The sequence below is a fragment of the Niveispirillum sp. SYP-B3756 genome (genome assembly GCF_009495745.1).
In the GTDB taxonomy this organism is placed as follows: domain Bacteria; phylum Pseudomonadota; class Alphaproteobacteria; order Azospirillales; family Azospirillaceae; genus Niveispirillum.
This window is the reverse complement of the sequence record NZ_WIDQ01000009.1, coordinates 65,324-89,176: the sequence shown is the minus strand read 5'-3', so window position 1 is coordinate 89,176 and position 23,853 is coordinate 65,324. Positions and strand designations below refer to the sequence as shown.

The window sequence follows — 23,853 nt, the reverse complement described above, 5'->3', positions numbered from 1 at the left end:
GGGGGCATCATGATTGATCTCGGCATCCTGAAGGGGCGTAAAATCGCAGTGATGGGTCTGGCGCGCTCGGGCCTTACCGCCGCGCGCGCCGCCCTGGATGCCGGGGCCGAGGTGCTGGCCTGGGATGATGGGGTCGCCGGGCAACAGGCCGCCCAGGCTGAGGGCATCGCCCTGACCGATCTGAACAGCGCCGATCTGGCCGGGGTTGAGCTGCTGGTGCTCTCCCCCGGCATCCCGCACTGCTTCCCTGAGCCCAACAAGGTGGCCGCCCGCGCCAAGGCGGCCGGCATCCCGCTGATCAGCGATATTGAATTGCTGGCCCGGGCCGTGCCGGCCCCGTTCTATGTCGGCATCACCGGCACCAATGGCAAATCCACCACCACCGCACTGACCGGCCATATCTTCGCCGGGGCCAACCGGCCCACCCTGATCGGCGGCAATATCGGCATTCCGGCGTTGAGCATCGACCGGCTGGGCAAGAACGGCGTCTATGTGCTGGAAATGTCCAGCTACCAGCTGGAACTGACGCCCTCGCTGGGCTTTGATGCCGCCGTGCTGCTGAACATCACGCCCGACCATCTGGACCGGCATGGCGGCATGGACGGCTATATCGCCGCCAAGAAGCGCATCTTCCAGAAGGGCGATGGCAGGCCGCAGGTGGCCATCATCGGCGTGGATGATGAGCCTTGCCGCCAGATGGCCGATGCACTGGAACGGGAATTTGCCGGGCGGGTGATCCGCCTTTCTGTCCATGGCGTGCCGCCGGGCGGCATCGGGGTGGAACAGGGCGTGCTGGTGGATGCCACCGAAGGCACGCGCCACCCTTTCACCGACCTGACCAAACTAGCCACCCTGCCCGGCCAGCATAATTGGCAGAATGCGCTCGCCGCCTATGCCCTGGCACGCGCCGGTGGGCTGACCCATTCCGACATTCTGGATGGCTTGCGCACCTTCCCCGGCCTGGCCCATCGCCAGCAGCAGGTGGCTGTCATTGATGGCGTCCGCTTCATCAATGACAGCAAGGCCACCAATGCCGATGCGGCGGCCAAGGCCCTGGTCTGCTATCAGCCGATCTATTGGATTTTGGGCGGCAAGCCCAAGGATACCGGCTTGGCCGGTCTGGAGGAACTCGTCGGCAATGTGCGCCACGCCTTCCTGATCGGGGAGGCGACGGAGGCCTTTGCCGGCTGGCTGGCCGACCATCAGGTGCCGCACACGCGCTGCGGCGTGATGGAAAAGGCGGTGGCAGCGGCCTTTGCCGCCGCCAAGGCCGATGGGGAGGCATCACCCGTGGTGCTGCTGTCGCCGGCCTGCGCCAGTTTCGACCAATATCCGAATTTTGAGGTGCGGGGCGACGCCTTCACCGCGGCGGCGCAATCCCTGGCCACCACCCGGCAGGGGGATTGAGCCCATGCTCTCCTTCTCCCGCACCGATCATTCGGTTCTGGGCCGCTGGTGGTGGACAGTGGACCGCTGGACGCTGGCCATCATTATCGCCATTGCCCTGATCGGTGTGGTGCTGATCCAGGCGGCCAGCCCGGCGGTGGCCAACCGCATCGGGCTGACCACCTTCCACTTCATCGAACGTCACCTGATCATGCTGCTGCCCTCGCTGGCTATCATGGTCGGCGTCTCCCTGCTCACCCCGCGCGGGGTGCGGCGGCTGGCGGTGGTGCTGTTCGGGGGGGCCGTCTTCGGTGTGGTGCTGACCCTGTTCATCGGGGAGGAGATCAAGGGCGCAACGCGCTGGATTCATGTGCCCGGCCTGTCATCAGTGCAGCCGTCGGAATTCCTGAAGCCGGCCTTTGCCGTCGTCTCCGCCTGGATGTTCTCGCTCCACCGCACGCCGGGGCCGAATGGTGGACATTTTCCCGGCATCCAGGTCAACTGCGCCCTCTATGCCATGATCGTGCTGCTGCTGATGAGCCAGCCTGATCTGGGGCAAACCTTCGTCATCACCTCCATCTTCTTCGGTCAGTTTTTCCTGGCTGGCCTGCCCATCGTGCTGGTGGCGAGCATGGTGGTGCTGGGCATGGGCGGTCTGGTCAGCGCCTATTTCCTGTGGCCGCATGTGCAAAAACGTATCGACGGCTTCCTGAACCCGGCAACGGGGGAGAATTATCAGGTCGAAAAGTCGATGGAAGCCTTCGCCAATGGCGGAATCTGGGGCACCGGTCCCGGCCAGGGGCGGGTGAAGATGGCCATCCCCGATGCCCATGCCGATTTCATCTTCTCCGTCGCGGGGGAGGAACTGGGGCTGGTGGTCTGCGCCCTGATCATCGTGCTGTTCGCCATTGTGGTGATCCGCAGCTTCAACCGCGCTGCCAATGATCAGAGCCTGTTCGTCATGCTGGCCGCCACCGGGCTGGCCATGCAGTTCGGCCTGCAGGCGCTGATCAATATGGGCTCCGCCCTGCATCTGATGCCGACCAAGGGCATGACCCTGCCCTTCATCTCCTATGGCGGTTCCTCGCTGATCGCGCTGGGGATCGGCACAGGGATGCTGCTGGCCCTGACCCGCAAACGCCTGTCACCGGGAGAAGGCCTGTGAGCGCCCGCCCCATCATCCTCGCCGCCGGGGGCACCGGCGGCCATATGTTCCCGGCGGAAGCGCTGGCCCGCGCCCTGATGGCGCGCGGCCATTTGCCGATTCTGGTGACCGATCCGCGCGGCAAGGCGTTTGGCGACAGCCTGCCGGATGTACGGGTGGAACGTATCCGCGCGTCGAACGGGGCCGCCGGCCTGCTGGGCAAGGCCCGCATGGCCGTCGATCTGGTGCTGGGCACCGCGCAGGCCCGCAGCCTGCTGCGCCGCCTGAACCCCGCCCTTGTCGTCGGCTTCGGCGGCTATCCATCCGTTCCCACCGTGTTCGCCGCCCAATCCACCGGCATTCCCACCCTGCTGCATGAACAGAATGCAGTGCTGGGCCGGGCCAATCGGCTGCTGATCGGCAAGGCCGCCCGCATCTGCACCAGCTTTCCGGCAGTGAAGGGGCTGGGTCAGGCCGATGGCAAGCGCATCATCCGCACCGGCAACCCGGTGCGCCCCGACATCCTGGCCCTGCGCGATGCCCCCTACCCCGCCCCGGTGCCCGGCGGCCCGGTGAACCTGCTGATCACCGGCGGCAGCCAGGGGGCCAGCATCTTCGGGGAGGTGGTGCCCCGCGCCATCGAGATGCTGCCCGACGATTTGCGATATCGCCTGAAGATCGTGCAGCAGGCCCGTCCGGAAAATATCGAGGTCGCCCGCAAAGCCTATTACGAGATGGGCATTGAGTGCGAGCTGGCCACCTTCTTCAAGGATATGCCCCACCGGCTGGCCGGTTGCCACCTGATGGTCGCTCGTTCCGGGGCCGGAACGGTCGCCGAACTGACGGTCGTGGGCCGTCCCTCCATCCTGGTGCCCTATCAATACGCCATGGATGATCACCAGACCGCCAACGCCAGATCGGTTGAATCGGTTGGTGGCGCTTGGGTCGTTCCGCAGACGGAATTTTCGCCCGCCGTGCTGGCTGACAAGCTGATCGCCCTGCTGGCCGACCCGGCGCAACTGACCCATGCCGCCACGGCCGCCGCCGGCTGGGCCATCCCGGAAGCGGCGGAAAAGCTGGCCGATGCCGTGCTGGATCTGGCCAATGGAGGCAAGGCATGAGGCAATCTGTCCCCTCGCCCAGCCTCCGTGAGCTGGAAACCGCCTTCCCCCTGCTGCTGGGCAATGGGCCGATGACGCGGCCCTATCCGGCACGACAGGGCCGCGAAATGGCCACAAGCCATTATTACGATAGCGAAACCACCCACACACCGCGCCGTAAACCCGGTCTTCTTGATTTTCTGTTTGGAGTTTAAGCCATGCGGGCCCTGCCGCTGAACATCGGAACCCTGCATTTCGTCGGCATTGGCGGTATCGGCATGTCCGGCATCGCCGAGGTGCTGCACAATCTGGGCTACGCGGTCCAGGGCAGCGACATGTCCGATAACTATAATGTGCAGCGGCTGCGCAAGCTGGGCATCAAGGTGGAAATCGGCCACCGGGCGGAAAATCTGGGCGAAGCGGCGGTGCTGGTCATCTCGTCTGCCGTGAAGAAGGACAATCCCGAGGTGGTGGCGGCCCGCGCCGGCATGATCCCGGTGGTGCGCCGGGCGGAAATGCTGGCGGAGCTGATGCGGCTGAAATGGTCCATCGCCGTGGCCGGCACCCATGGCAAGACCACCACCACCAGCATGGTGGCGGCCCTGCTGGAAGGCGGGGCGATGGACCCGACCATCATCAATGGCGGCATCATCAATTCACTGGGCACCAATGCCAAGCTGGGCAGCGGTGACTGGATGGTGGTGGAAGCCGATGAGAGCGACGGCACCTTCACCAAGCTGCCCTCCACCATCGGCATCGTCACCAATATGGACCCGGAGCATCTGGACCATTACGGCACGTTTGAGGAGGAGCGGAAGGCCTTCGACCGGTTTGTCGAAAACATTCCGTTCTACGGGTTCGCGGCCCTTTGCATCGACCATCCTGAGGTCCAGGCCATGCTGGGCCGGGTGGATCGCCGCGTCGTCACCTATGGCTTCTCCCCTCAGGCCGATGTGCGGGCCATCAATGTGGTGACCGATACCAGCGGCTGCGCCTATGACGTGGCGGTCAGCGACCGCGCCCGCGGAGAATCACGGGGGGAAGCGCGCACCATCACCGGCATCCATCTGCCGATGTATGGGTTGCATAATGTGCAGAATTCCCTGGCCGCCGTCGCCGTGGCCATCAATCTGGGCATCAGCGACGAGGCGATCCGCCAGTCCTTCGCCAAGTTCAGCGGGGTGAAGCGCCGCTTCACCAAGACCGGGGAAAGCAACGGCATCACCGTGATTGACGATTACGGTCACCATCCGGTGGAAATTTCCGCCGTGCTGAAGGCCGCCCGCATGGCCGGCACCGGCCGCACCATCGCCGTGGTGCAGCCGCACCGCTATACCCGCCTTCAAAGCCTGTTCGGCGATTTCTGCACCTGCTTCAACGATGCCGACACGGTGGTGGTGGCGGATGTCTATGCCGCTGGTGAACAACCGATTGCCGGCGCCTCGCGCGATGATCTGGTGGAGGGCTTGCGCGTGCGCGGCCACCGCGACGTGCGTGCGCTCACCGGCCCGGATGCCCTGCCGGCCCTGGTGAAGGACATCGCCAAACCCGGTGACATGGTGGTGTGCTTAGGCGCCGGCACCATCACCCAATGGGCCAACGCCCTGCCGGGTGAGCTGGACAAGCTGTTTGCCATCGGGGGTGCCGACTGATGGTTGCCTCCCCGCTGCTCGACCGGATCAAGGAACAAGCACCCGACCTTCGCGGCCGGCTGGTGGCCGACGCGCCGCTGGGGCCGACCACCTGGTTCCGCGTCGGCGGCAATGCCGAGCTGCTGTTCCGTCCGGCCGACCGGGATGATCTGGCCTATTTCCGCGCCCGCTGCCCCGCCGATCTGCCGGTGACGGTAATCGGTGTGGCGTCGAACCTGCTGGTCCGCGATGGCGGGGTGCCGGGTCTGGTGATCCGCCTGGGGGGTGCCTTTGCCGAAATTTATGTCGAAGGCGAAACAATCATCGCCGGCGCTGGCGCGCTGGATTTGAACGTGGCGCTGACGGCACAGCAGGCCGGCTTGGCGGGGTTGGAATTCCTCTCCGGCATTCCCGGCACCATTGGCGGGGCCATTCGCATGAATGGCGGGGCCTATGGCGGCGAGCTGGTGGATGTCATCGACTGGGCCGAAGGGGTTGACGGCCAGGGCCATAGCCGGCGCTGGACACGCGATGAGCTGCACCTGACCTACCGCCATTGCGGCCTGCCCGAGGATGTCATCTTCACCGCCGCCGCCCTGCGCGGCCGGCCCGATGACAAGGACGCCATCCAGGCGCGGATTGAGGCGATCCAGCAGACCCGCGCCGACAGCCAGCCGGTGCGCGCCCGCACCGGCGGTTCCACCTTCGCCAACCCGGAAGGGCACAAGGCCTGGCAACTGATCGATGCCGCCGGTTGCCGGGGTTTGACCATCGGCGGGGCGCAGATCAGCGAGAAACACTGCAATTTCTTGATCAATCTGGGTGACGCCACCGCAGACGATATCGAGTCCTTGGGCGAGGAAGTCCGCCGCCGCGTGAAAGCGCAGAGCGGCATAGACTTGCGTTGGGAGATACGGCGGATCGGCGTACCCCGTTCGCATGGGGGGGGCGGATGAACGCGTTTACCCACCCCCTCCCCCCTGACCTTCGGGTTAACGCCCTCGGCTTTTTTGAAAGCGGCGCAGATTGCCGCTTGCGACCGCTCGGCGCCTCGCTTACACCGGATTTTGTGGGCGGATATGCTGGCCGTCACACAAAATCTTGCGTATGCGCAGAAGTTGCCGAATTGTTCGGCCATTACGTCCGCATCCTGGTGTATGCGGGCCGTGGGGGAGTCTGGTGTGATGGGTGAGACGAACGCGAAGCATGTCGCCGTCCTGATGGGTGGCTGGTCTGCCGAGCGCGAGGTGTCGCTCGTCAGCGGGGCCAATATCGCCACGGCGCTGGAGGACAAGGGCTATCGCGTCACCCGTGTGGATGTGAAGCGCGACCTGCCGGCGCTGATCGCTGCCCTGTCGAACCCGCGCCCGGATGCGGTGTTCAACGCCCTGCACGGGCGCGGTGGGGAGGATGGGCTGATCCAGGGTGTGCTGGAATATATGGGCCTGCCCTATACCCATTCCGGCGTCAAATCCTCTGCCATCGCCATGGACAAGGAAATGACCAAGCGCCTGCTGTCCACGGCGGGGATGCCGGTGGCCGATGGTGTGGTGGCGACCAAGGATCAGGTGTTGGCCGGCCATGTGCTGCCCCCGCCCTATGTGGTGAAGCCGGTGGATGAGGGCTCGTCCGTGGGCGTGCGCATCGTCAAGGCGGGCGATAATTTCACCGTGCTGGCAGAAGATGCCTGGGTCTATGGCGACAAGGTGCTGGTGGAACAGTTCATCCCCGGCCGGGAACTGACCGTCGGCATCATGGGGGATGAGGCGCTGGCCGTTACGGAGATCGTGCCGACGCAGAATTTCTTCGACTATACCGCCAAATATACCGATGGCGGCGCCACCCATATCTGCCCGGCGCAGATCCCTGAAGAGGTGGCGACAGAGGCCAAGCGCCTGGCGCTGCTGGCCCATCGGGTGCTGGGCTGCGAGCCGGTATCCCGCTCCGATTTCCGCTGGGATGACAGCAAGCCCGGCACCAGCGGGCTGTGCTTTCTGGAGACCAACACGCAGCCGGGCTTCACGCCCCTGTCGCTGTTGCCGGAACAGGCGGCCGCGCGCGGCATCGCCTATGCCGATCTGTGCGCCTGGATAGTGGAGCGAGCCCGATGCCACGTGTGACGCCCGCCGACGCCATCCCCGACAATCCCCGGGCCCGCTTCGCCGAAACGGCGCGGCGGGCCACATTGCGTGCAGCGCAGGAGGCCAATCGCCGCCGCGCCATGCCGCGCTGGGCCGGCCCCGCCATGCGCATCGGCCGCACGGCGGCCCCGCTGCTGCTGCTGGCCGCCGTTGGGGCCTGGGCCTGGGCCAGTGGGCAGGCGGCCATGCTGACATCCACGGTGACCGACAGGTTCATGCACGCATCGGTAGATGCCGGCCTGTCGGTGGGGGAAGTTTTTGTGCAGGGGCGCAAACGCACGGCGAAGACCGACATGCTGGCAGCCCTGGGCGTGCAGCGCGGCAGCCCCATCCTGGCCTTCGATCCCCACGCCGCCCGGCTGGCGCTGGAACAGATTCCCTGGGTGGCGGAGGCGCGGGTGGAACGACGCCTGCCGGACACGATCTTCATCGCCATCAAGGAGCGCAAGCCGATGGCGCTGTGGCAGCATGACCGGCAATTGCGGCTGGTGGATGCCGATGGCGTGGTGCTGACCGATGAAGACCTGTCGCGCTGGCCCAACCTGCCCATGCTGGTGGGGGCCGATGCGCCGGCGCGCGGGCCGGAACTGCTCCGCCGGCTGGCAGCCGAACCGACCATCGGGGAAAGGGTGGAAGCCGCCATCCTGGTGGCTGGCCGTCGTTGGGATTTGAAGCTGAAGAACGGCGTTGATGTGCGTCTGCCCGAACATGAGGTGCCGGAGGCCCTGCACCAGCTGGCGCTGATCCAGCAGACCAATCAGATACTGGACAAGGATGTGGTGGCAATTGACCTGCGGATGCCCGACCGGCTGGCCATCCAGACCTCGGCCATGGCGGCCGACCAGCGGCGCAAGCCGCCGGAAAAGAAGCAGAAGATCTGAGGGGCGGCGGACATGGCATTTCCCGGCGCACTGAATACCCGTAAAGGCCCGCGCAAGGTAACGCGCGGCGGTACCATCGCGGCCCTGGATGTGGGCTCGACCAAGGTGGTGTGCTTCATCGCCAAGGTGGATGATCCCGGCTCCATCCGTGTGGTCGGCATCGGCCATCAGGTCAGCCGGGGCGTGCGCTCCGGCGGTATCGTCGATATGGAAGCGGCGGAGACCGCCATTGGCACCACCGTCCATGCGGCGGAAACGATGGCGGGTGAACAGATCCGTCAGGTGCTGGTCAGCCTGTCCGGCGGCCAGCCGGAAAGCCAGACCCTGACGGTGGAAACCCCGGTGATCGGGCCTGAAATCGGCGATGCCGATGTACGCCGTGCCCTGGCCCAGGCCCGCCGGCTGGATGTGTCGACCGATGCCGAGCTGATCCATTCCATCCCCGTCGGCTATGCCATTGACGGGTCCAAGGGCATCCGCGATCCACGCGGCATGGTGGGGGAACGGCTGGGCGTGCGGATGAATGTCGTCACCGCCGCCGCCAGCCCGGTGCGCAACCTGACCACCTGCGTCGGCCGCTGCCATCTGGGGGTGGAGGGGTTCGTGATGAGCCCCTATGCCTCCGGCCTGTCCTGTCTGGTCGAAGATGAGATGGATCTGGGGGTCACCCTGATCGATATGGGCGGTGGCACCACCAGCATCGCCGTATTCAATGACGGCAAGATGGTCTGGTGCGACAGCATCCCGCTGGGCGGTGTGCATGTCACCAACGATATTGCCCGTGGCCTGACCACCACCGTGGTGGATGCCGAGCGCCTGAAGACTCTGCATGGCAGTGCCGCCGCCGCCGTCTCCGACGAGCGGGAGATGATCGACGTCCCCCAGGTGGGGGAGGAAGAGCGCGGCCAGGGCAACCATGTGCCGAAATCCTATCTGGTCAGCATCATTCAGCCCCGGCTGGAAGAGATTTTTGAGCTGGTGCGCGGCCGGCTGGAAGGCTCGGGCTTTGCCAAGGCCGCCGGCCGCCGCGTGGTGCTGACCGGTGGCGGCAGCCAATTGGCCGGCGTGCGCGAACTGGCCGCCAATGTGCTGGACAAGCAGGTGCGGCTGGGCCGCCCGCTGCGCATTGGCGGGCTGGCCAGCAACCTGTCCGGCCCGGCCTTTGCCTCTGCCGCCGGCCTGCTGGCCTATGCGATGCAACAGACCCATGAGATGCCGGCCCTCACCCCGCTGGACGAGAGACCGTCCAGCCTGTGGGGCCGGGTGAACCTCTGGCTGCGGGAGAATCTGTGAAGATGGAGCCGCCGCCATGATGGATCACCGACGAAGACCGTCACCCCAGGCCAGCGCCCGCCCACCGGCAGCCCAAGCCTGACCCCCGATTGCCCCCGATGATTGGCCCTGCCCCCAGGGCCACCGCCCAAGACCCCCTCCCCCGCCAGAGGAGTAGCCCCCGATGAGCCTGAAACTCGGTATCCCCAGCGTTGAAGTGCAGACCAAACCCCGCATCACCGTGTTCGGTGTTGGCGGTGCCGGCGGCAATGCCGTCAACAACATGATCCGTTCCAATCTGGAAGGGGTCGAGTTTGTGGTCGCCAATACCGACGCCCAGGCCCTGCAGGGCAATCTGGCCACCAAGCGGGTTCAGCTGGGCTCCACCATCACCCGTGGTCTGGGGGCGGGTTCGCGCCCCGATGTCGGCCGTGCGGCGGCGGAAGAGCAGCTGGAAGAGATTCTGGGCCATCTGAACGGCACCAACATGTGCTTCATCACCGCCGGCATGGGCGGTGGTACCGGCACCGGGGCTGCCCCCGTTATCGCCCGCGCGGCGCGTGAACAGGGCATTCTGACCGTCGGCGTGGTGACCAAGCCCTTCAATTTCGAAGGGGCGCACCGTATGCGCACGGCCGAGTCCGGTATCACGGAACTGGCCCAATATGTCGATACGCTGCTGATCATCCCCAACCAGAACCTGTTCCGCATCGCCACGGAGAAGACCACCTTCGCCGATGCCTTCAAGCTGGCCGATGATGTGCTTCATGCCGGCGTGCGCGGCGTCACCGATCTGATGGTGATGCCGGGCCTGATCAACCTGGACTTTGCCGATATCCGCACGGTGATGAGCGAGATGGGCAAGGCCATGATGGGCACCGGCGAGGCAGAGGGCGATAACCGCGCCATCGACGCCGCCGAAGCCGCCATCAACAACCCGCTGCTGGATGATATCAGCATGAAGGGTGCCCGTGGCGTGCTGATCAACATCACCGGCGGTCATGACATGACCCTGTTCGAGGTGGATGAGGCGGCCAACCGCATCCGCGACGAGGTGGACCCCGAAGCCAATATCATCTTCGGCTCCACCTTCGATGAACACATGTCCGGCAAGATGCGGGTGTCCGTCGTCGCCACCGGCATCGATAATGCCGGCCAGCAGATGCGCCCGGTGGCCCAGCCGCAGCCCCTGCCGGCGGCCAATGCCGCTACCCGACGCCCCGGTGTACCCTCGGTGCCGCCCGTCCCGGCCGCTGCCGCCGCAACAGCCAACGGCATTCCCGCCCGTGCGGTCATGCAGCCGGCCGGCATTCCCGGTGCCGCCGCCACGCCGCATTACCCCGCCATGACCCCCGCCCCGGTGCCGGGTGCCGTGCCGATGGCGCCGGCCGCGATGGCGGCTCAGCAGCAGGCTGCCGTGGCAGAGGCCACCCCTGCCGCTGAAGCGGTGACAGAGGCTGCCGCGCACGCACAGCACGCCCCGGTGAGCCATGAGCTGCGCCCGGTGGATATGCGCCCGCCGGCACCGGCCCGGCGCGACGATGCCTTCATCCCGCCGCGTCCGGCCGAAGGCGCGCCGCGCAGCAACAGCCATGTGCCGGAGCGCTTCACCCCGCCGCCGGTGGAAAAGAAAGCTGGCCTGTTCAGCCGCATGTTCGGTCTGGGAAGCGGCAGCCAGCCGGCTCCGCGCCAGCAGCCGGCCCCTTCCCCGCAGGCACAGGCGGCACCGCAGTTCCAGCCCCAGCAGTCCCGCACGGCGGCCCAGCCGGCACCGGCGCCGGTGCCACAGGCCGCCCCGCAGGCCCAGCCGGCCGAGGCAGCGCCCCGCGCCAAGGCCCCGCAGAGCGAAGAGGATATGCTGGATATCCCGGCCTTCCTGCGCCGCCAGGCGAACTGAACATCGTTCGCAATCAAGGCTTTATCGCGTTGCATTATGAAGGGCCGGCCCGGCGGGGGCCGGCCCTTCTGTTTTACCGTTAACCGATCTGGGCAAAATTGTGACGTTAGATCATACTGTTATCCGACGGATGCGTAACAATCGGTAATAAAGAGTGATTTGTGTCTTGCCGGGACAGGCGTCATGTTGAGGTGGTGAAGCGATGCCAATGCTGCGTTGCAATGCCTCGTGAAACGGGGTGCCTTGTGGGACAGGGTGCAGCGCAAACCCCGCCAGTGGAAGGACGGGGAAAAGGCAGGGGGATCACTTTGCACGGGGGCACTGTCTAGATTGATCGGAAAAGGGGACATACCATGTCCTGGCAACAGACTCTGAATTCCACGATCGATTGCATGGGCATCGGCCTTCATTCCGGCCGTCGGGTCCATCTGACTCTGTGCCCGGCCCCGGTCGATACCGGTATCGTTTTCATCCGCACCGATCTGCCGGAAGGTCAGGGGATCATCCCCGCCCGCTGGGATCTGGTGGCGGATACCCGCCTCTGCACCCTGATGCGCAACGAACATGGCGCCACCATCGGTACGGTCGAACATCTGATGGCCGCCCTGCGCGGCTGCGGCATCGACAATGCCTATGTGGAGGTGAGTGCCGCCGAAGTGCCGATCATGGATGGCAGCTCGGCCCCCTTCATCTTCCTGATCGAATGTGCCGGCACCCGCGTGCAGGAAAAGCCGCGCCGTGTGATCCGCGTGCTGAAGGAAGTCAGCGCCATTGACGGCGACAAGAAGGTGACCTTGAGCCCGGCCCCGACCTCCAGCTTCCGGGCGGAGATCATCTATGACAATACGGCCCTGATCCGCCGCCAGGAAGGCAGCCTGCGGCTGACTGACCCGACCAGCTTCAAGGTTGAAGTGTCGGCCGCCCGCACCTTCGGCTTCGCCCATGAGGTGGAGCAGATGCGCCAGGCCGGTCTGGGCCTGGGCGGGTCGCTGGACAATGCGGTCGTCATCGATGGCGACCATGTACTGAATGAAGGCGGCCTGCGCTTCCAGGACGAGTTCATCCGTCACAAGATTCTGGATGCGGTGGGTGACCTCTATCTGGCCGGTGGCCAGATCCTGGGCCAATACCACGGCATCCGTGGCGGTCACGGCATGAACAACGCCGTCCTGCGCGCCTTGTTCGCCGATCCCGCCAATTACCGCATCGAAGATGCCCCTGTCTGGCAGGAAGAACTGGCGACCGTCGCCTGACCCTCCACAGATAAGGAATATTTTCAACGGCCGGACATTCACCAATGTCCGGCCGTTGCTTGTTCCGCCCGTGACAATCCAGCCGGCAGGTCATAAAGTAGTCTTAAAACATATATAGAATCGGCCAACCTGTTCCCGACACCCCATGTCCGGTGGCCATGATCATTTGCAGCCCCTTTCGTCTCGCTGTCCTGCTGATCGTCCTGGGCTGCCTTCCAGGCCGATCCGCCATGGCACAGGTACAGGCACAAACGGAGAATGTGGTGCGGTTGGCCAGCCTGGACTGGCCGCCCTTCACCGGCCCGCATCTGCCCGATCAGGGGCGTTCCACCGCCATTGTGCAAGCAGCCCTGGCCGGGGCGGGGCTGGACCTGCAGGTGGATTTCCTGCCCTGGCAGCGGGCGCTGGCCAGCGGCCTGCGTGACCCCGACTTTCAGGGCTATTTCCCGGAATATCGGGATGCCACGATGGCGCGGCACTGCCTGCTGTCCGACCCCATCGGCAACAGCCCGCTGGGTTTTGCCGAACGGGTGGACGCGCCGGCCCCCTGGAGACAGCTGGCCGATCTGGCCGGCCGGCGCATCGGTATCGTGCGCGGCTATGTCAACAATCCGGAATTCGATGCCATGGCCGCTGCCGGCGGGCTGACGGTGGAACCGGCGGTCGATGATGCCACCAATCTGCGCAAGCTGGCGGCAGGCCGGCTGGATCTGGTGGTGATCGACAGCAATGTGCTGTCATATCTGCTGGCCACCGACCCGGACCTGATTCCCCACCGCGCCGCATTGCGGCTGAATGCCCGGCTGCTGGAGGAAAAAAGCCTGCATGTCTGCTTCCGCAACGACGAAGCGGGCACAGCCTTGCGGGCCCGTTTTGACGAATCTCTGCGCCATTTGCCGGAAATTCAGGCCGAACAGAACGCGGCGCGCCCCGATCCGTGATGAAATGCCTTTGTTCCGCCAGGATTTGGCGGCAAAAGCGTGCATGTAATGATAGCGCGTCGTTTGCCGCTTGGCGGGTGCCGTCCCGCGCGTGCTATAAGGCTTCCCGCATTCATGCCCCAGAGCTTGGTTGTCATTGCCGATGCTTCGCACGCCCCGCACCATTCGCCCGTCCGCCGTCGCCCGTTACCTGGTGCCGGCCGCCCTGCTGCTCCTCACCGCCTGCTCGGGCAAGAAGGAGGAGATCCCCTATGTCGAGCGGCCGGTGGAGCAGATCTACACCGAGGCGTCCAACGCCATCGACAATAAGAACTATACCAAGGCGGCCCTGCTGTTCGACGAGGTCGAGCGCCAGCACCCCTACAGCCAATGGGCAGTGCGGGCCAAGCTGATGTCTGCCTATTCGCACTATGAGGCGATGAAGTATGACGATGCCATCGCCGCACTGGATGGCTTCATCGCCCTGCATCCGGGCAACCGCAATGCGCCCTATGCCTATTATCTGAAGGCGCTCTGCCAGTATGAGCGCATCACCGACGTGCGCCGCGACCAGAGCACGACGGAAGAGGCGCTGAAGGCCCTGAATGAGGTGGTGCGCCGCTTCCCCACCACGCCCTATGCCCGCGATGCCAAGCTGAAGATCGATCTGACGCGCGACCATCTGGCCGGCAAGGATATGGAGGTCGGGCGCTTCTATCTGAATACCGGCGAATATGTCGCCGCCATCAAGCGCTTCCGCCGGGTGATCGACGAGTATCAGACCACCAGCCATGTGCCCGAAGCCCTGCACCGCATGGTGGAGGCCTATCTGGCCCTGGGCATCCGGGAAGAGGCGCAGGCCAATGCCGCCCTGCTGGGCCATAATTATCCCGGCAGCGTCTGGTATCAGGACACCTATGCCCTGATGAACCGCGCCGCGCGCGGGGAAAAGCCCTCCTTCATGACCCGTGCCTGGGACTGGATGTTCTGATCTGATCCAAGCCGCTTCATAAACGTCCAGGAATGATCCGATGCTGGTGACGCTCTCGATCCGCGATGTGGTGCTGATCGAACGGCTGACACTGTCGTTCCAGGCCGGTCTCTGCGTGCTGACGGGGGAGACCGGGGCCGGCAAGTCGATCCTGCTGGATTCGCTGGGGCTGGCGCTGGGTGCGCGCGGCGACAGCGGGCTGGTCCGCCACGGCAGCGAGCAGGCCAGTGTGACAGCGGAGTTCGATCTCAGCCGCACGCCGGACCATCCGGCCTTCGCCATCCTGCGCGAACAGGAACTGGAGGTGGAGGATACGCTGGTGATCCGCCGCACCCTGACGGCGGATGGTCGTTCCCGCTGTTTCGTCAATGATCAGCCGGTAGGGGTCACCCTGCTGCGCCGGCTGGGCGAAACGCTGGTGGAGGTGCATGGCCAGTTCGATACCCATGGCCTGCTGGACCCGCGCACCCACCGCGACCTGCTGGATGATTATGTGCAATTGGCCGACCGCCAGCAGAAGGTTTCAGCCTCCTGGCGGGCCTGGCGGCAGGTGGAACAGGCGCGGTTGACCGCCGCCGACGATGCCGCCCGCGCCCGTGCGGAGGAAGATTACCTGCGCCATGCGGTGGAGGAGCTGGACCAGCTTGACCCCAATGAAGGGGAAGAGACGGGGCTCGCCGAACAGCGCGTCGTGCTGCAGCACCGGGAAAAGCTGATTGAGGGCATCAATCAGGCTAACGGGGAGCTGTCCGGCGAACGCGGGGCCGAACGGGCGCTGGCCAGCGCGCTGCGCACCCTGTCCCGGCTGGCAGAAAAGGCCGGTGGCCGGCTGGACCCGGTGATCAGCGCCCTGGATGAGGCCGCCAATGATGTGGGCGAGGCCGCGCGCTCGCTCCAGGCCCTGTCGGCCGATATGGATATCGATGGCGGCAATCTGGACAAGATAGAGGAGCGGCTGTTTGCCCTGCGCGCCGCCGCCCGCAAGCATGGCACCGATGTTGACGGTCTGGTGACCCTGCGGGCGGAAATGGCGCGCAAGCTGTCGCTGATCGAGGATCAGGGCGACCTGTTGCAGAAGCTGGCGGCCCAGGCGGAAACCGCCAAAGCCGCCTATCTGGAGGCCGCCAAGGCTCTGTCGACCGCCCGCATGAAGGCGGCATCCAAGCTGGATCAGGCGGTGGCCGCCGAGCTGAAACCGCTGAAGCTGGAAAAGGCCCGATTCGTCACCAAGGTGGAACCGCAGGGGGAAGAAGGCTGGGGGCCGCACGGCATCGACGATATCGCCTTCCAGGTCGCCACCAATATCGGCAGCCCGCCGGGGCCGCTGGCCAAGATCGCCTCTGGCGGTGAATTGGCCCGCTTCATGCTGGCGCTGAAGGTGGTGCTGGCCCAGGTGGGCACGGTGCCGACCCTGGTGTTTGACGAGGTGGATACCGGCGTGGGCGGGGCTGTGGCCGATGCCATTGGCGAACGGCTGGCGCGGCTGGGCGACCAGAACCTGCAGGTGCTGGTGGTCACGCACAGCCCGCAGGTGGCCGCCCGTGGCGCCCACCATTGGAATGTGCGCAAGAAGGCGGCCGGCGGCCGCACGGTGACCGAAGTGGTGCCGCTGACCACAGCAGAACGGTTGGAAGAACTGGCACGAATGTTGTCGGGTGCCGAAATCACCGAGGCCGCCCGCGCGGCCGCACAAAGCCTGCTGACCGGGCGCAACGCCTTCCCTACCCTGCTGTAAACCCGGCGATCTGGAAAAGCTAACATCTGACGGCAGTGGGAAGGCATCCCTTGCCTATCACAGTGCCGTGCATGATGCTGTCTGAACGGTGGGCGGGTCAGTAGCCTGAACCATACGGCCGGGGCTTACGGATGACGGGAAGCAAGTCAAAAACATCGATGTTCAGGGCACCATTCCTGAAATCGATCTGGCTCGATGACAAAAAGACGATCGACCGCACGCAATATCCATTCTCCATTCCGGCCTTTGGCACCGGTAACTTTCAGATAGAATTTAACAAACCCGTTACGATATTCGCCGGACAAAACGGAACCGGGAAATCCACCATTCTGGAATCCATCGCCGGCCTGTGCGGTTTTGGCCCGTTTGGTGGAAATAGAAATTATAATCTCAACAAAGATGAACAGAATATTCTGCACGGATATATACGGGCATCCTGGTTTCCCAAGGTCACAAGGGGATTCCATGTCCGATCAGAAGCCTTATTTGCCTTCATAAATCAGGTCGATAGCCTGGCCCGGGAGGGTGGTGCCGGCATCTATCAAGCTTACGGTGGCCGATCGCTTGCTGAGCGATCGCATGGTGAAGCCTATATCGACATTTTTCGACATAAAATGAACGGGGGAGGAATATTCGTCTTTGACGAACCCGAATCCGCCCTCTCCCCCATGCGGCAAATAGAATTTTTACGCATGGTAAAGAATTTTGAGAATAGGGGAGACTGCCAATTCATCATGGCCACCCACTCCCCCCTGATCATGGCCTATCCCGGTGCCACCTTGCTGAATATGACGGATCAAGGAATTGTGGAAAGGCCATATCAGATGACAGAACATTTCAGAATTCTGCGTGAATTTTACCTGGACCCTGACAGCTTCATGGATGGCATCTTCTGCGAATAGCTGGTGACGCTGTCATACCGAGTTGTGATGAGTTCCACGCATCACAACTCGGTTGGGGCGTTGAGCACCGGCGTTTAAGTGTCCGTCCAAGAACTTTCACTGCGTTTCCAATCTCCACCGTCATTCCCGCGAAGGCGGGAATGACGGTGGAGAAAGGGCAAGGTTTCGAAAGGCGGGATAACTTTCCGGACAGACACTGGGGGCAATGATCGGTACCAAAGGTTCTGATCATTGCAAGCAAGCGTCAGGGTAAGGTTCAGCCAGCCCCCACCTCGGCTCCCACAATTGCCGCAAAATCGGCCAGCACCTGCACTGCCATGGCACGGAGCTGACTTTCCACCTCATCAAAGGACAGGCTGGCGGCGGCGTCCGGCAAGGCCACCTTGGCCAGTTGCTGTTTCAACCCGGCCGGGGCCTTGGCCGCATCGAAGGCGCCATCAGTGGTCAGGCGCAGGAAGCCCTGCACCCGCCGCCAGGTCTTGTGCGCCTCGATCAGCCGATTGGCCGTCTCCACCGCCAGGAAGCCACTGTCCCCCAGCCAGGCGAGCGCCCCGGTGGTGTTGGTATCCAGGATTTCCGGCTTTTCCGGGCCATGCAGCAGCATCAGATATTGGGCGATGAACTGGATGTCGGTCATGCCGCCGCGCACATGCTTCACCGACCAGATATCGTCCGTGTGATGCTGCTGGTCGATGCGGGCGCGCATGGAGACAACGTCCTGGCGCAGTTTTTCCGCATCGCGCGGACTGGTCAGCACGGCCTTGATTTCCGCCACCAGCCGCGCCCGCAACGGTGCCGGCCCCGTCACCGGGCGGGCGCGGGTCAGTGCCATATGTTCCCAGGTCCAGGCACTTTCCCGCTGATATTTGGCGAACCCATCAAAGCTGACGGCCAGCGGCCCGGCATTGCCGCTGGGCCGCAGTCGCATATCCACCTCGTAAAGCTGCCCCTCTGCCGTCTGGGCGGTGATGGCATTGACCAGCCGCTGGGTCAGCTTGATAAAATAATCATTGGGCGACAAAGGCTTGTCACCGTCCGACTGGCTCACCCCGTCTGGCACCTCATAAACCGTGATCAGGTCCAGGTCAGAGCGCAGGGAGAGCGAGCGGGCGCCCAGCCGGCCCAGTGCGATGACGGCAAAGCCCGCCCCCGGCACCCGGCCATGACGACGGGCGAATTCATCCTCCACCACCTTTTGCAGGCCGACCAGCGCCACCTCCGCCACATCGGTCAGGAAGGCGCCCAGCCGATCGGCGTCGGAGATATGGCGCAGGATATGCACACCGGCGCGGAAGCGGTGCTCGCTGGTCCAGCGCCGGGCCAGGTCCAGATATTCCTCGAAATAGCCGGCCCCGCCCAACAGGGCCTCAAACCCGGCCTCCAGTTCCTCCCGCCCCGGCAGCGGATCGAAGAAGCCGGGCAGCAGCACGGCATCCAGTGCCGCCGGGCGGCGGGCCAATTGTTCGGCCAGCCGGGGGGCGGTGCCCATCACCTCTGCCAGCAAATCCAGCAGGTTGGGGTTGGCATAGAACAGGCTGAAAAGCTGCACGCCCGCCGGCAGCCGCTCCAGAAACTCATCGAATTTCAGGAAGGCCTGATCGGGATGGGCGGTACGGCCAAAGGCGGCCAGCAGGGTCGGCACCAGTTCGGTCAACAATTCCCGCGCCCGCTGGCTACGGGTGGCGCGGTAACGGCCATGGTGCCAGGCCCGGATCTGGCCAGCGATGGCAGACGGGTTGGCATAACCCATGGAGCGCAGCGTCTCCATGGTTTCCGGGTCATCCTCCGTGCCGGTGAAGACCAGATTGCCGGGACCGGACAGGGTCGGGCTGTCGGCGAACAAGCCATCATAATGATCCCCCACCACGCCCAGCGTCTCCAGCAGGGCCTGACGGAAGGATTGATCATCGGCATAGCCCAGGAAGGCGGCGATGCGCGCCACCCCTTCATCGGTCTTGGGCAGTTCGTGGGTCTGCTGGTCATCCACCATCTGCACCCGGTGTTCCACCGTGCGCAGGAAGCGATAAGCGCGGGACAGATCGTCAGCGACGGATTGTTCCACCCGCCCCGCCTCCACCAGCGCATAGAGCGCCTGGACGGTGGCAGGCACGCGCAAGGAACGGTCGCGCCCGCCATAGATCAGTTGTTGGGTCTGGGCGAAGAACTCAATCTCCCGGATGCCGCCGCGCCCGATCTTGATATTATGGCCGTTGACCGTCTTTTCCCGATGGCCCTTATGGGCGCCGATCTGGCGCTTGATGGAATGGATGTCCTGGATGGCGGCGAAATCCAGATTCCGGCGCCAGATGAAATGGCGCAGGATATCCATGAAACCCTCACCCGCCGCCAGATCGCCGGCCACCGGCCGGGCCTTGATCATGGCGGCGCGTTCCCAGTTCTGGCCCAGGCTGCTGTAATAGGCCTCTGCCGCGGAGACGCTGACCGCCACCGGCGTGGCGCCGGGATCGGGACGCAGGCGCAGATCGGTGCGGAAGACATAGCCATCGGCCGTGCGCTCATCCATCAGCCGCACCAGCTCACGGGTGATGCGCACGAAGGTGCGGGTCATTTCCCCGTCCGGCACCTGCACGATGCCATCATCATAGAGCACGATCAGGTCGATATCGGAGCTGTAATTCAGCTCCCGCGCGCCAAACTTGCCCATGGCCAGCACGATGAAGCCGCTGCCGCGTTCCGGCTCCTCCGGGAAGGGCAGCACCAGCTTGCCCGACGCGGCAGCCTGCCGCAGGGCCAGCCGGGTGGCCAGCTGCAGCGCCGCCTGGGCGAAATCGGACAGGGCACCCGTCACCTGCTCCAACGCCCAGGCCCCGGCCATGTCGGCCAGACCGATCAGCAGGGCGGCGCGGCGTTTGGCCACGCGCAGGCCCTTCATCACCCGATCGGTCTTATTGTCGGCCCCATACTGGGCCCCCATATCGGTCAGCAGGTCGGCAAAGGCCGCATCGAAGCCATTTTCCACAATGGCGCGGAAAAAGCCGATCTCCCGTAAAAGGGCGGTGCCAAGGAACGGACTATGTCCGAAAATTGTTTCAAGCACCGTCCGCCCTTCCGGTTGATCCATGAAGGTGCGGGCAAATTCGGCAAGCGCCGTATCAGGGATGGAGCGGATGGCATCCCGCCAATGTTCCAGGCCAACGGCAGCACGTTGCACATCACCGGGAAGCGGGAGGCTTTCTTGATTGAATATAAGGCGCATACCGGGCTATCCCAGAGTTGGGTCGGGCGCGGGCCACAGTGCGCCGCCTGCCCAACCCAGGTCAAGCCCAGCCGGATAGCGCCCGAGATCCTTCATTGATGTTCCGCCGAAGCGCCCTTATCCTGTTGGAATTACTGGCTGGCCTGTTGGCGGTCGTGGTGCTGGGTGGCGGGTTCCTCGCCTGGCAGCTGACCAAGGGCCCGATCCCCATTGATTTTGCCACCCGCTATCTGGAGCAGGCGCTGAATGCGCAGTCGCCCACGCGGCTGGATCTGGGGCAGGCCGTTCTGGCCTGGAACGGGTTTGGCAGCCGGGTCGATCTGCGCCTGCGCGGCGTCACTGCCTATGGCAGCAGCGGGACCGTCATCGCCGCCGTGCCCGAGGTACGGCTGGGCCTCTCTGTGCCGGCGTTGCTGCGCGGCACCGTCGCCCCCAGCCGGATCGAACTGGTGGAGCCAAGGCTGTATGCAGAGCGGACGGTAGACGGCGAATTCCGCCTGGATATCCGCAGCAGTGATGAGGAACTGGACCCCGATGCCGGTGCGCGCATCGCGCGCGAATTGCTGGCGGCCCTGAGGGAACCCCCGGACGCCCTGAAACAGACCGGCGCCCTGCGTGACCTGCGGGTGACGCGAGCGCGGCTGGTGGTCAATAATCTGGCCACCGGCACGGTCTGGCAGGTGCCGAGACTGGACCTGCGCCTGCGCCGCGGCAACAGCGGTGTGTTCGGTACGGCCGCCGCCGATATCGATATGGGCGGCAAGATCAACCAGATCGCGGCTGAAATCGATTATCGCCTGTCCGATGGCGGCATGAATGTGCGTACCGCCCTGGCCGATCTGCGCCCCGCCGATTTCGCCCAGCTGGCCCCGGTGCTGGAACCGCTGAGCGCGCTGGAGGTGACGCTGGATGGTTCCATCACGATGGAGGTGGATGAGAACCTGAACCCCACCGCCATGGTGATGGGCCTGACCGGCAAAAAGGGACGGCTGGTGCTGCCCGATCACCTGCCGGAGCCGCTTGCCTTTGACAGTGTCTCCCTGCATGGCCGGCTGGAAGATGCCGGCCGCCGCCTGATCCTGGACCAGTTCAACCTGGACCTGACCGGCCCGGCGGAGCTGACCGTCACCGGCACCGCGCGCCAGAAAGGGGACCAGATTCATCTGGCGCTGAAGGAGGAGCTGACAGGCCTGCCCATGGCGGACCTGAAGCGTTACTGGCCGCTGGGCGTGCAGGAAAGCACGCGCGACTGGATGGTCGGCAATCTGGCCGATGGCACCTTCACCAGCACCATTTTCACCCTGGAAGGCACGTCGCCGGCCAAAAAGCCGCTGGATATCAAGCCGACCAAGCTGGAAGGGCGCATTGCCATGTCCGGCTTCACCGTGCATTACCGCCGCCCACTGCCGCCAGTAAAGGATGTTGCGGCGGAGGCGACGTTTGACGGTGCCACCTTTGCCATTGATATCAAGTCCGGCAAACTGCTGGATATGCAGGCCGGCCCCGGCCTGGTGCGCATCACCGACCTGGATAAGGAAACCATCCAGAAGATCGATATCAAGGTAGCGCTGTCCGGCCCGGCCTCTTCCGCGCTGACGGTGCTGGATGCCGAACCGCTGCATTATGCTGGCAAGGTCGGGCTGGTGCCGGGCAGCGTCAGCGGGCAGGCCAAGGTTGACATGCATTTCGCCTTCCCGCTGATCGCCAAGCTGACCATGGATATGGTGGCGCTGGATGGCATGGCGAAGCTGGCCGATGTCGCCGTGCCCAACATCGTCGCCAATATCAGCGCCAGCCAGGGCCAGCTTGATCTGACCGTCGATTCCCACAAGCTGGATGTGACCGGCAAGGCGTTGTTGAACGGCGTGCCGGCCGATATCGCCTGGACGGAGAATTTCGACGATACCGCCCCGTTCGGTACACGGGTCCAGGTACTGGCCCGCCCGGATGATGCCCAGCGCGCCGCCTTCAAGCTGGACTTCCCCGATTGGCTGAACGGCCCCGCCGGGGTGGACATGACCTATACCCGCCGGGGCAGCGGGCCGGCACGGGTGGAAACCATCGATGCCGCCCTGGACCTTACCCCCAGCATCTTGCGCATCGATGTGCTGGGCTGGCGGAAGGAGGCCGGCAAGCCCGGCCGGGGCACGGCCAATATCCGTTTCATCGATGGCAAGCCGCTGGTGATCAGCGGCTTCACGGTGGAGACGGAGGAGTTGCATGCCACCGGCAGCGCCCGCCTGCGCGAGGATGATTTCGGCATGGATCATCTGCTGCTGGAAAGCTTCCGGCTGGGCGAAAGCGACGCCCGCATCGATTTGCGCAGCACCGACCGGCAGGGCGGCATGGCCATCGATGTGCGCGGCCCCGCCTTTGATGTCCGCCCCTTCCGGGGCAAGAAGAAAAAGGGGGAGGCCGACACCCATCCGGCAGAACCGATCGAACCGGCAGAGCCTGCCAAGCTGCCCGCCCTGGCTATTAGCTTTGACCTGGGCCACGCCATCATGGGCGATGACGGCCGGGTGATCCGCAATGCGCGCGGCCGGATGGAACGCGACAGCGATATCTGGTTCCGCACCGATCTGGATGCGGAGGTCGGTGAAAAGGGCCGGCTTTCGGTGCGCTATGGCCCGGATGCCGCCGATCCGCGTATTCTGACCCTGGATATGGCCACCGATGATGCCGGGGCCACCTTGCGCAATCTGGATGTGATCAGTCAGCTCAAGGGTGGCAGCCTGACCATTAATGGCCGCAGCGCCGCCGACGATCCGGCCAAGGCCGTGAACGGAGAGGCCGACCTGCGCGACTATCAGGTGCAGGATGCGCCGGTGCTGGCGCGGCTGCTCTCCGCCGCGTCCCCGCGCGGCTTTGCCAATTTCATGTCCGGCCAGCCCATCGCCTTCTCGCAGCTGCATGGCCAGTATCAGTGGAACAGCAATGGGATTTCCCTGCGCGACATGCGCACGTCGGGCTCGCAGGTCGGGCTGACACTGGAAGGCAATATCGACCTGAAGAAGGGCCAAGCCCAGCTTCAGGGTACGATTGTGCCCTTCTCCACCGTCAACAAGCTGCTGGGGGCGATCCCGCTGCTGGGCGACCTGCTGGTGGGCGGCGAAGGCCAGGGCCTGTTTGCCGCCACCTATACGGTGAAGGGGCCGCTGGATAATCTGCAGACCGGCGTAAACCCGCTGGCCGTGCTGGCACCGGGTTTCCTGCGCAACCTGTTCTTCCTGCCCCCGCCCGCCGGCGAAGCCCCGCCGAAGGAGGAAAAGGCACCGAAGCCGGCCAAGGAGAAGAAGGGCGACGTTGCCCCGGCGCCGGCAAAGGCGGCGGCAGGCGAACCCGCCCAGCCGCCTCCATCACCGCCGGGACCATAGCTCGAT

The 23,853-nt window shown here is 64.7% G+C and carries 17 protein-coding genes; 16 read left to right on the top strand and 1 reads right to left on the bottom strand.

Annotated features, from left to right (window positions below; translation table 11 throughout):
* Window positions 1-9: 9 nt before the first annotated feature.
* The 15 genes from murD to GE253_RS17505 all read left to right on the top strand — a co-directional run bounded on the left by murD (window position 10) and on the right by GE253_RS17505 (window position 17,253).
* The gene (murD, locus tag GE253_RS17575) at window positions 10-1,407 is read left to right on the top strand and encodes a UDP-N-acetylmuramoyl-L-alanine--D-glutamate ligase (RefSeq protein ID WP_153205451.1); all 1,398 of its coding nucleotides are present in this window, start codon (window positions 10-12) and stop codon (window positions 1,405-1,407) included.
* Window positions 1,408-1,411: 4 nt separating this feature from the next.
* A complete protein-coding gene (locus tag GE253_RS17570; RefSeq protein WP_153205450.1) occupies window positions 1,412-2,551 on the top strand; it encodes a putative peptidoglycan glycosyltransferase FtsW in 1,140 nt (379 codons plus the stop codon).
* A complete protein-coding gene (gene murG, locus GE253_RS17565) occupies window positions 2,548-3,651 on the top strand; it encodes an undecaprenyldiphospho-muramoylpentapeptide beta-N-acetylglucosaminyltransferase (protein WP_348770889.1) in 1,104 nt (367 codons plus the stop codon). The genes GE253_RS17570 and murG overlap by 4 nt, the downstream gene beginning before the upstream one ends.
* Window positions 3,648-3,845, top strand: coding sequence for a hypothetical protein (locus GE253_RS17560; protein WP_153205449.1), 198 nt, complete (start codon window positions 3,648-3,650; stop codon window positions 3,843-3,845). Before murG ends, GE253_RS17560 begins: the two co-directional genes overlap by 4 nt.
* Window positions 3,846-3,848: 3 nt before the next feature.
* The gene (murC, locus tag GE253_RS17555; protein WP_153205448.1) at window positions 3,849-5,282 is read left to right on the top strand and encodes a UDP-N-acetylmuramate--L-alanine ligase; all 1,434 of its coding nucleotides are present in this window, start codon (window positions 3,849-3,851) and stop codon (window positions 5,280-5,282) included.
* A complete protein-coding gene (gene murB, locus GE253_RS17550; RefSeq protein ID WP_153205447.1) occupies window positions 5,282-6,217 on the top strand; it encodes a UDP-N-acetylmuramate dehydrogenase in 936 nt (311 codons plus the stop codon). The genes murC and murB overlap by 1 nt, the downstream gene beginning before the upstream one ends.
* Before the next feature lie 228 nt (window positions 6,218-6,445).
* On the top strand, window positions 6,446-7,381 hold the full coding sequence (locus GE253_RS17545) for a D-alanine--D-alanine ligase (RefSeq protein ID WP_153205446.1): 936 nt from the start codon (window positions 6,446-6,448) through the stop codon (window positions 7,379-7,381).
* Window positions 7,369-8,283 (top strand): cell division protein FtsQ/DivIB, encoded by a 915-nt coding sequence (locus GE253_RS17540; protein WP_153205445.1) that lies wholly within the window; start codon window positions 7,369-7,371, stop codon window positions 8,281-8,283. Before GE253_RS17545 ends, GE253_RS17540 begins: the two co-directional genes overlap by 13 nt.
* Window positions 8,284-8,295: 12 nt before the next feature.
* Complete coding sequence (ftsA, locus tag GE253_RS17535) at window positions 8,296-9,576, top strand: cell division protein FtsA (protein WP_153205444.1); 1,281 nt, start codon at window positions 8,296-8,298, stop codon at window positions 9,574-9,576.
* A gap of 163 nt (window positions 9,577-9,739) precedes the next feature.
* A complete protein-coding gene (gene ftsZ, locus GE253_RS17530) occupies window positions 9,740-11,452 on the top strand; it encodes a cell division protein FtsZ (RefSeq protein WP_153205443.1) in 1,713 nt (570 codons plus the stop codon).
* A gap of 353 nt (window positions 11,453-11,805) precedes the next feature.
* Complete coding sequence (gene lpxC / locus GE253_RS17525; protein WP_153205442.1) at window positions 11,806-12,705, top strand: UDP-3-O-acyl-N-acetylglucosamine deacetylase; 900 nt, start codon at window positions 11,806-11,808, stop codon at window positions 12,703-12,705.
* A gap of 158 nt (window positions 12,706-12,863) precedes the next feature.
* Window positions 12,864-13,646: a transporter substrate-binding domain-containing protein gene (locus GE253_RS17520; RefSeq protein WP_153205441.1), complete on the top strand. Its 783-nt coding sequence runs from the start codon at window positions 12,864-12,866 to the stop codon at window positions 13,644-13,646.
* 142 nt (window positions 13,647-13,788) lie between these two features.
* Complete coding sequence (locus GE253_RS17515; RefSeq protein ID WP_153205440.1) at window positions 13,789-14,616, top strand: outer membrane protein assembly factor BamD; 828 nt, start codon at window positions 13,789-13,791, stop codon at window positions 14,614-14,616.
* A 40-nt stretch (window positions 14,617-14,656) separates the two neighbouring features.
* The gene (gene recN, locus GE253_RS17510) at window positions 14,657-16,351 is read left to right on the top strand and encodes a DNA repair protein RecN (RefSeq protein WP_153205439.1); all 1,695 of its coding nucleotides are present in this window, start codon (window positions 14,657-14,659) and stop codon (window positions 16,349-16,351) included.
* Window positions 16,352-16,482: 131 nt separating this feature from the next.
* Window positions 16,483-17,253, top strand: a complete 771-nt coding sequence (locus GE253_RS17505; RefSeq protein ID WP_153205438.1) for an AAA family ATPase — start codon at window positions 16,483-16,485, stop codon at window positions 17,251-17,253.
* Between the two features lie 256 nt (window positions 17,254-17,509).
* On the opposite strand, the gene GE253_RS17500 is transcribed toward GE253_RS17505, so the two are convergent.
* On the bottom strand, window positions 17,510-20,470 hold the full coding sequence (locus tag GE253_RS17500; protein ID WP_153205437.1) for a bifunctional [glutamine synthetase] adenylyltransferase/[glutamine synthetase]-adenylyl-L-tyrosine phosphorylase: 2,961 nt from the start codon (window positions 20,468-20,470) through the stop codon (window positions 17,510-17,512).
* A 98-nt stretch (window positions 20,471-20,568) separates the two neighbouring features.
* Between GE253_RS17500 and GE253_RS17495 the strand changes: the two genes are divergently transcribed.
* The gene (locus tag GE253_RS17495; protein WP_153205436.1) at window positions 20,569-23,847 is read left to right on the top strand and encodes a DUF3971 domain-containing protein; all 3,279 of its coding nucleotides are present in this window, start codon (window positions 20,569-20,571) and stop codon (window positions 23,845-23,847) included.
* Window positions 23,848-23,853: the final 6 nt, after the last annotated feature.

Coding starts and splice junctions, on each gene's coding strand:
- GE253_RS17495 (WP_153205436.1), top strand. CDS start 20,569: ATGTTCCGCCGAAGCGCCCTTATCCTGTTGGAATTACTGGCTGGCCTG.
- GE253_RS17500 (WP_153205437.1), bottom strand. CDS start 20,470: ATGCGCCTTATATTCAATCAAGAAAGCCTCCCGCTTCCCGGTGATGTG.
- lpxC (WP_153205442.1), top strand. CDS start 11,806: ATGTCCTGGCAACAGACTCTGAATTCCACGATCGATTGCATGGGCATC.
- ftsZ (WP_153205443.1), top strand. CDS start 9,740: ATGAGCCTGAAACTCGGTATCCCCAGCGTTGAAGTGCAGACCAAACCC.
- GE253_RS17545 (WP_153205446.1), top strand. CDS start 6,446: ATGGGTGAGACGAACGCGAAGCATGTCGCCGTCCTGATGGGTGGCTGG.
- GE253_RS17520 (WP_153205441.1), top strand. CDS start 12,864: ATGATCATTTGCAGCCCCTTTCGTCTCGCTGTCCTGCTGATCGTCCTG.
- GE253_RS17515 (WP_153205440.1), top strand. CDS start 13,789: ATGCTTCGCACGCCCCGCACCATTCGCCCGTCCGCCGTCGCCCGTTAC.
- GE253_RS17570 (WP_153205450.1), top strand. CDS start 1,412: ATGCTCTCCTTCTCCCGCACCGATCATTCGGTTCTGGGCCGCTGGTGG.
- recN (WP_153205439.1), top strand. CDS start 14,657: ATGCTGGTGACGCTCTCGATCCGCGATGTGGTGCTGATCGAACGGCTG.
- ftsA (WP_153205444.1), top strand. CDS start 8,296: ATGGCATTTCCCGGCGCACTGAATACCCGTAAAGGCCCGCGCAAGGTA.
- murB (WP_153205447.1), top strand. CDS start 5,282: ATGGTTGCCTCCCCGCTGCTCGACCGGATCAAGGAACAAGCACCCGAC.
- murD (WP_153205451.1), top strand. CDS start 10: ATGATTGATCTCGGCATCCTGAAGGGGCGTAAAATCGCAGTGATGGGT.
- murC (WP_153205448.1), top strand. CDS start 3,849: ATGCGGGCCCTGCCGCTGAACATCGGAACCCTGCATTTCGTCGGCATT.
- GE253_RS17540 (WP_153205445.1), top strand. CDS start 7,369: ATGCCACGTGTGACGCCCGCCGACGCCATCCCCGACAATCCCCGGGCC.
- GE253_RS17505 (WP_153205438.1), top strand. CDS start 16,483: ATGACGGGAAGCAAGTCAAAAACATCGATGTTCAGGGCACCATTCCTG.
- GE253_RS17560 (WP_153205449.1), top strand. CDS start 3,648: ATGAGGCAATCTGTCCCCTCGCCCAGCCTCCGTGAGCTGGAAACCGCC.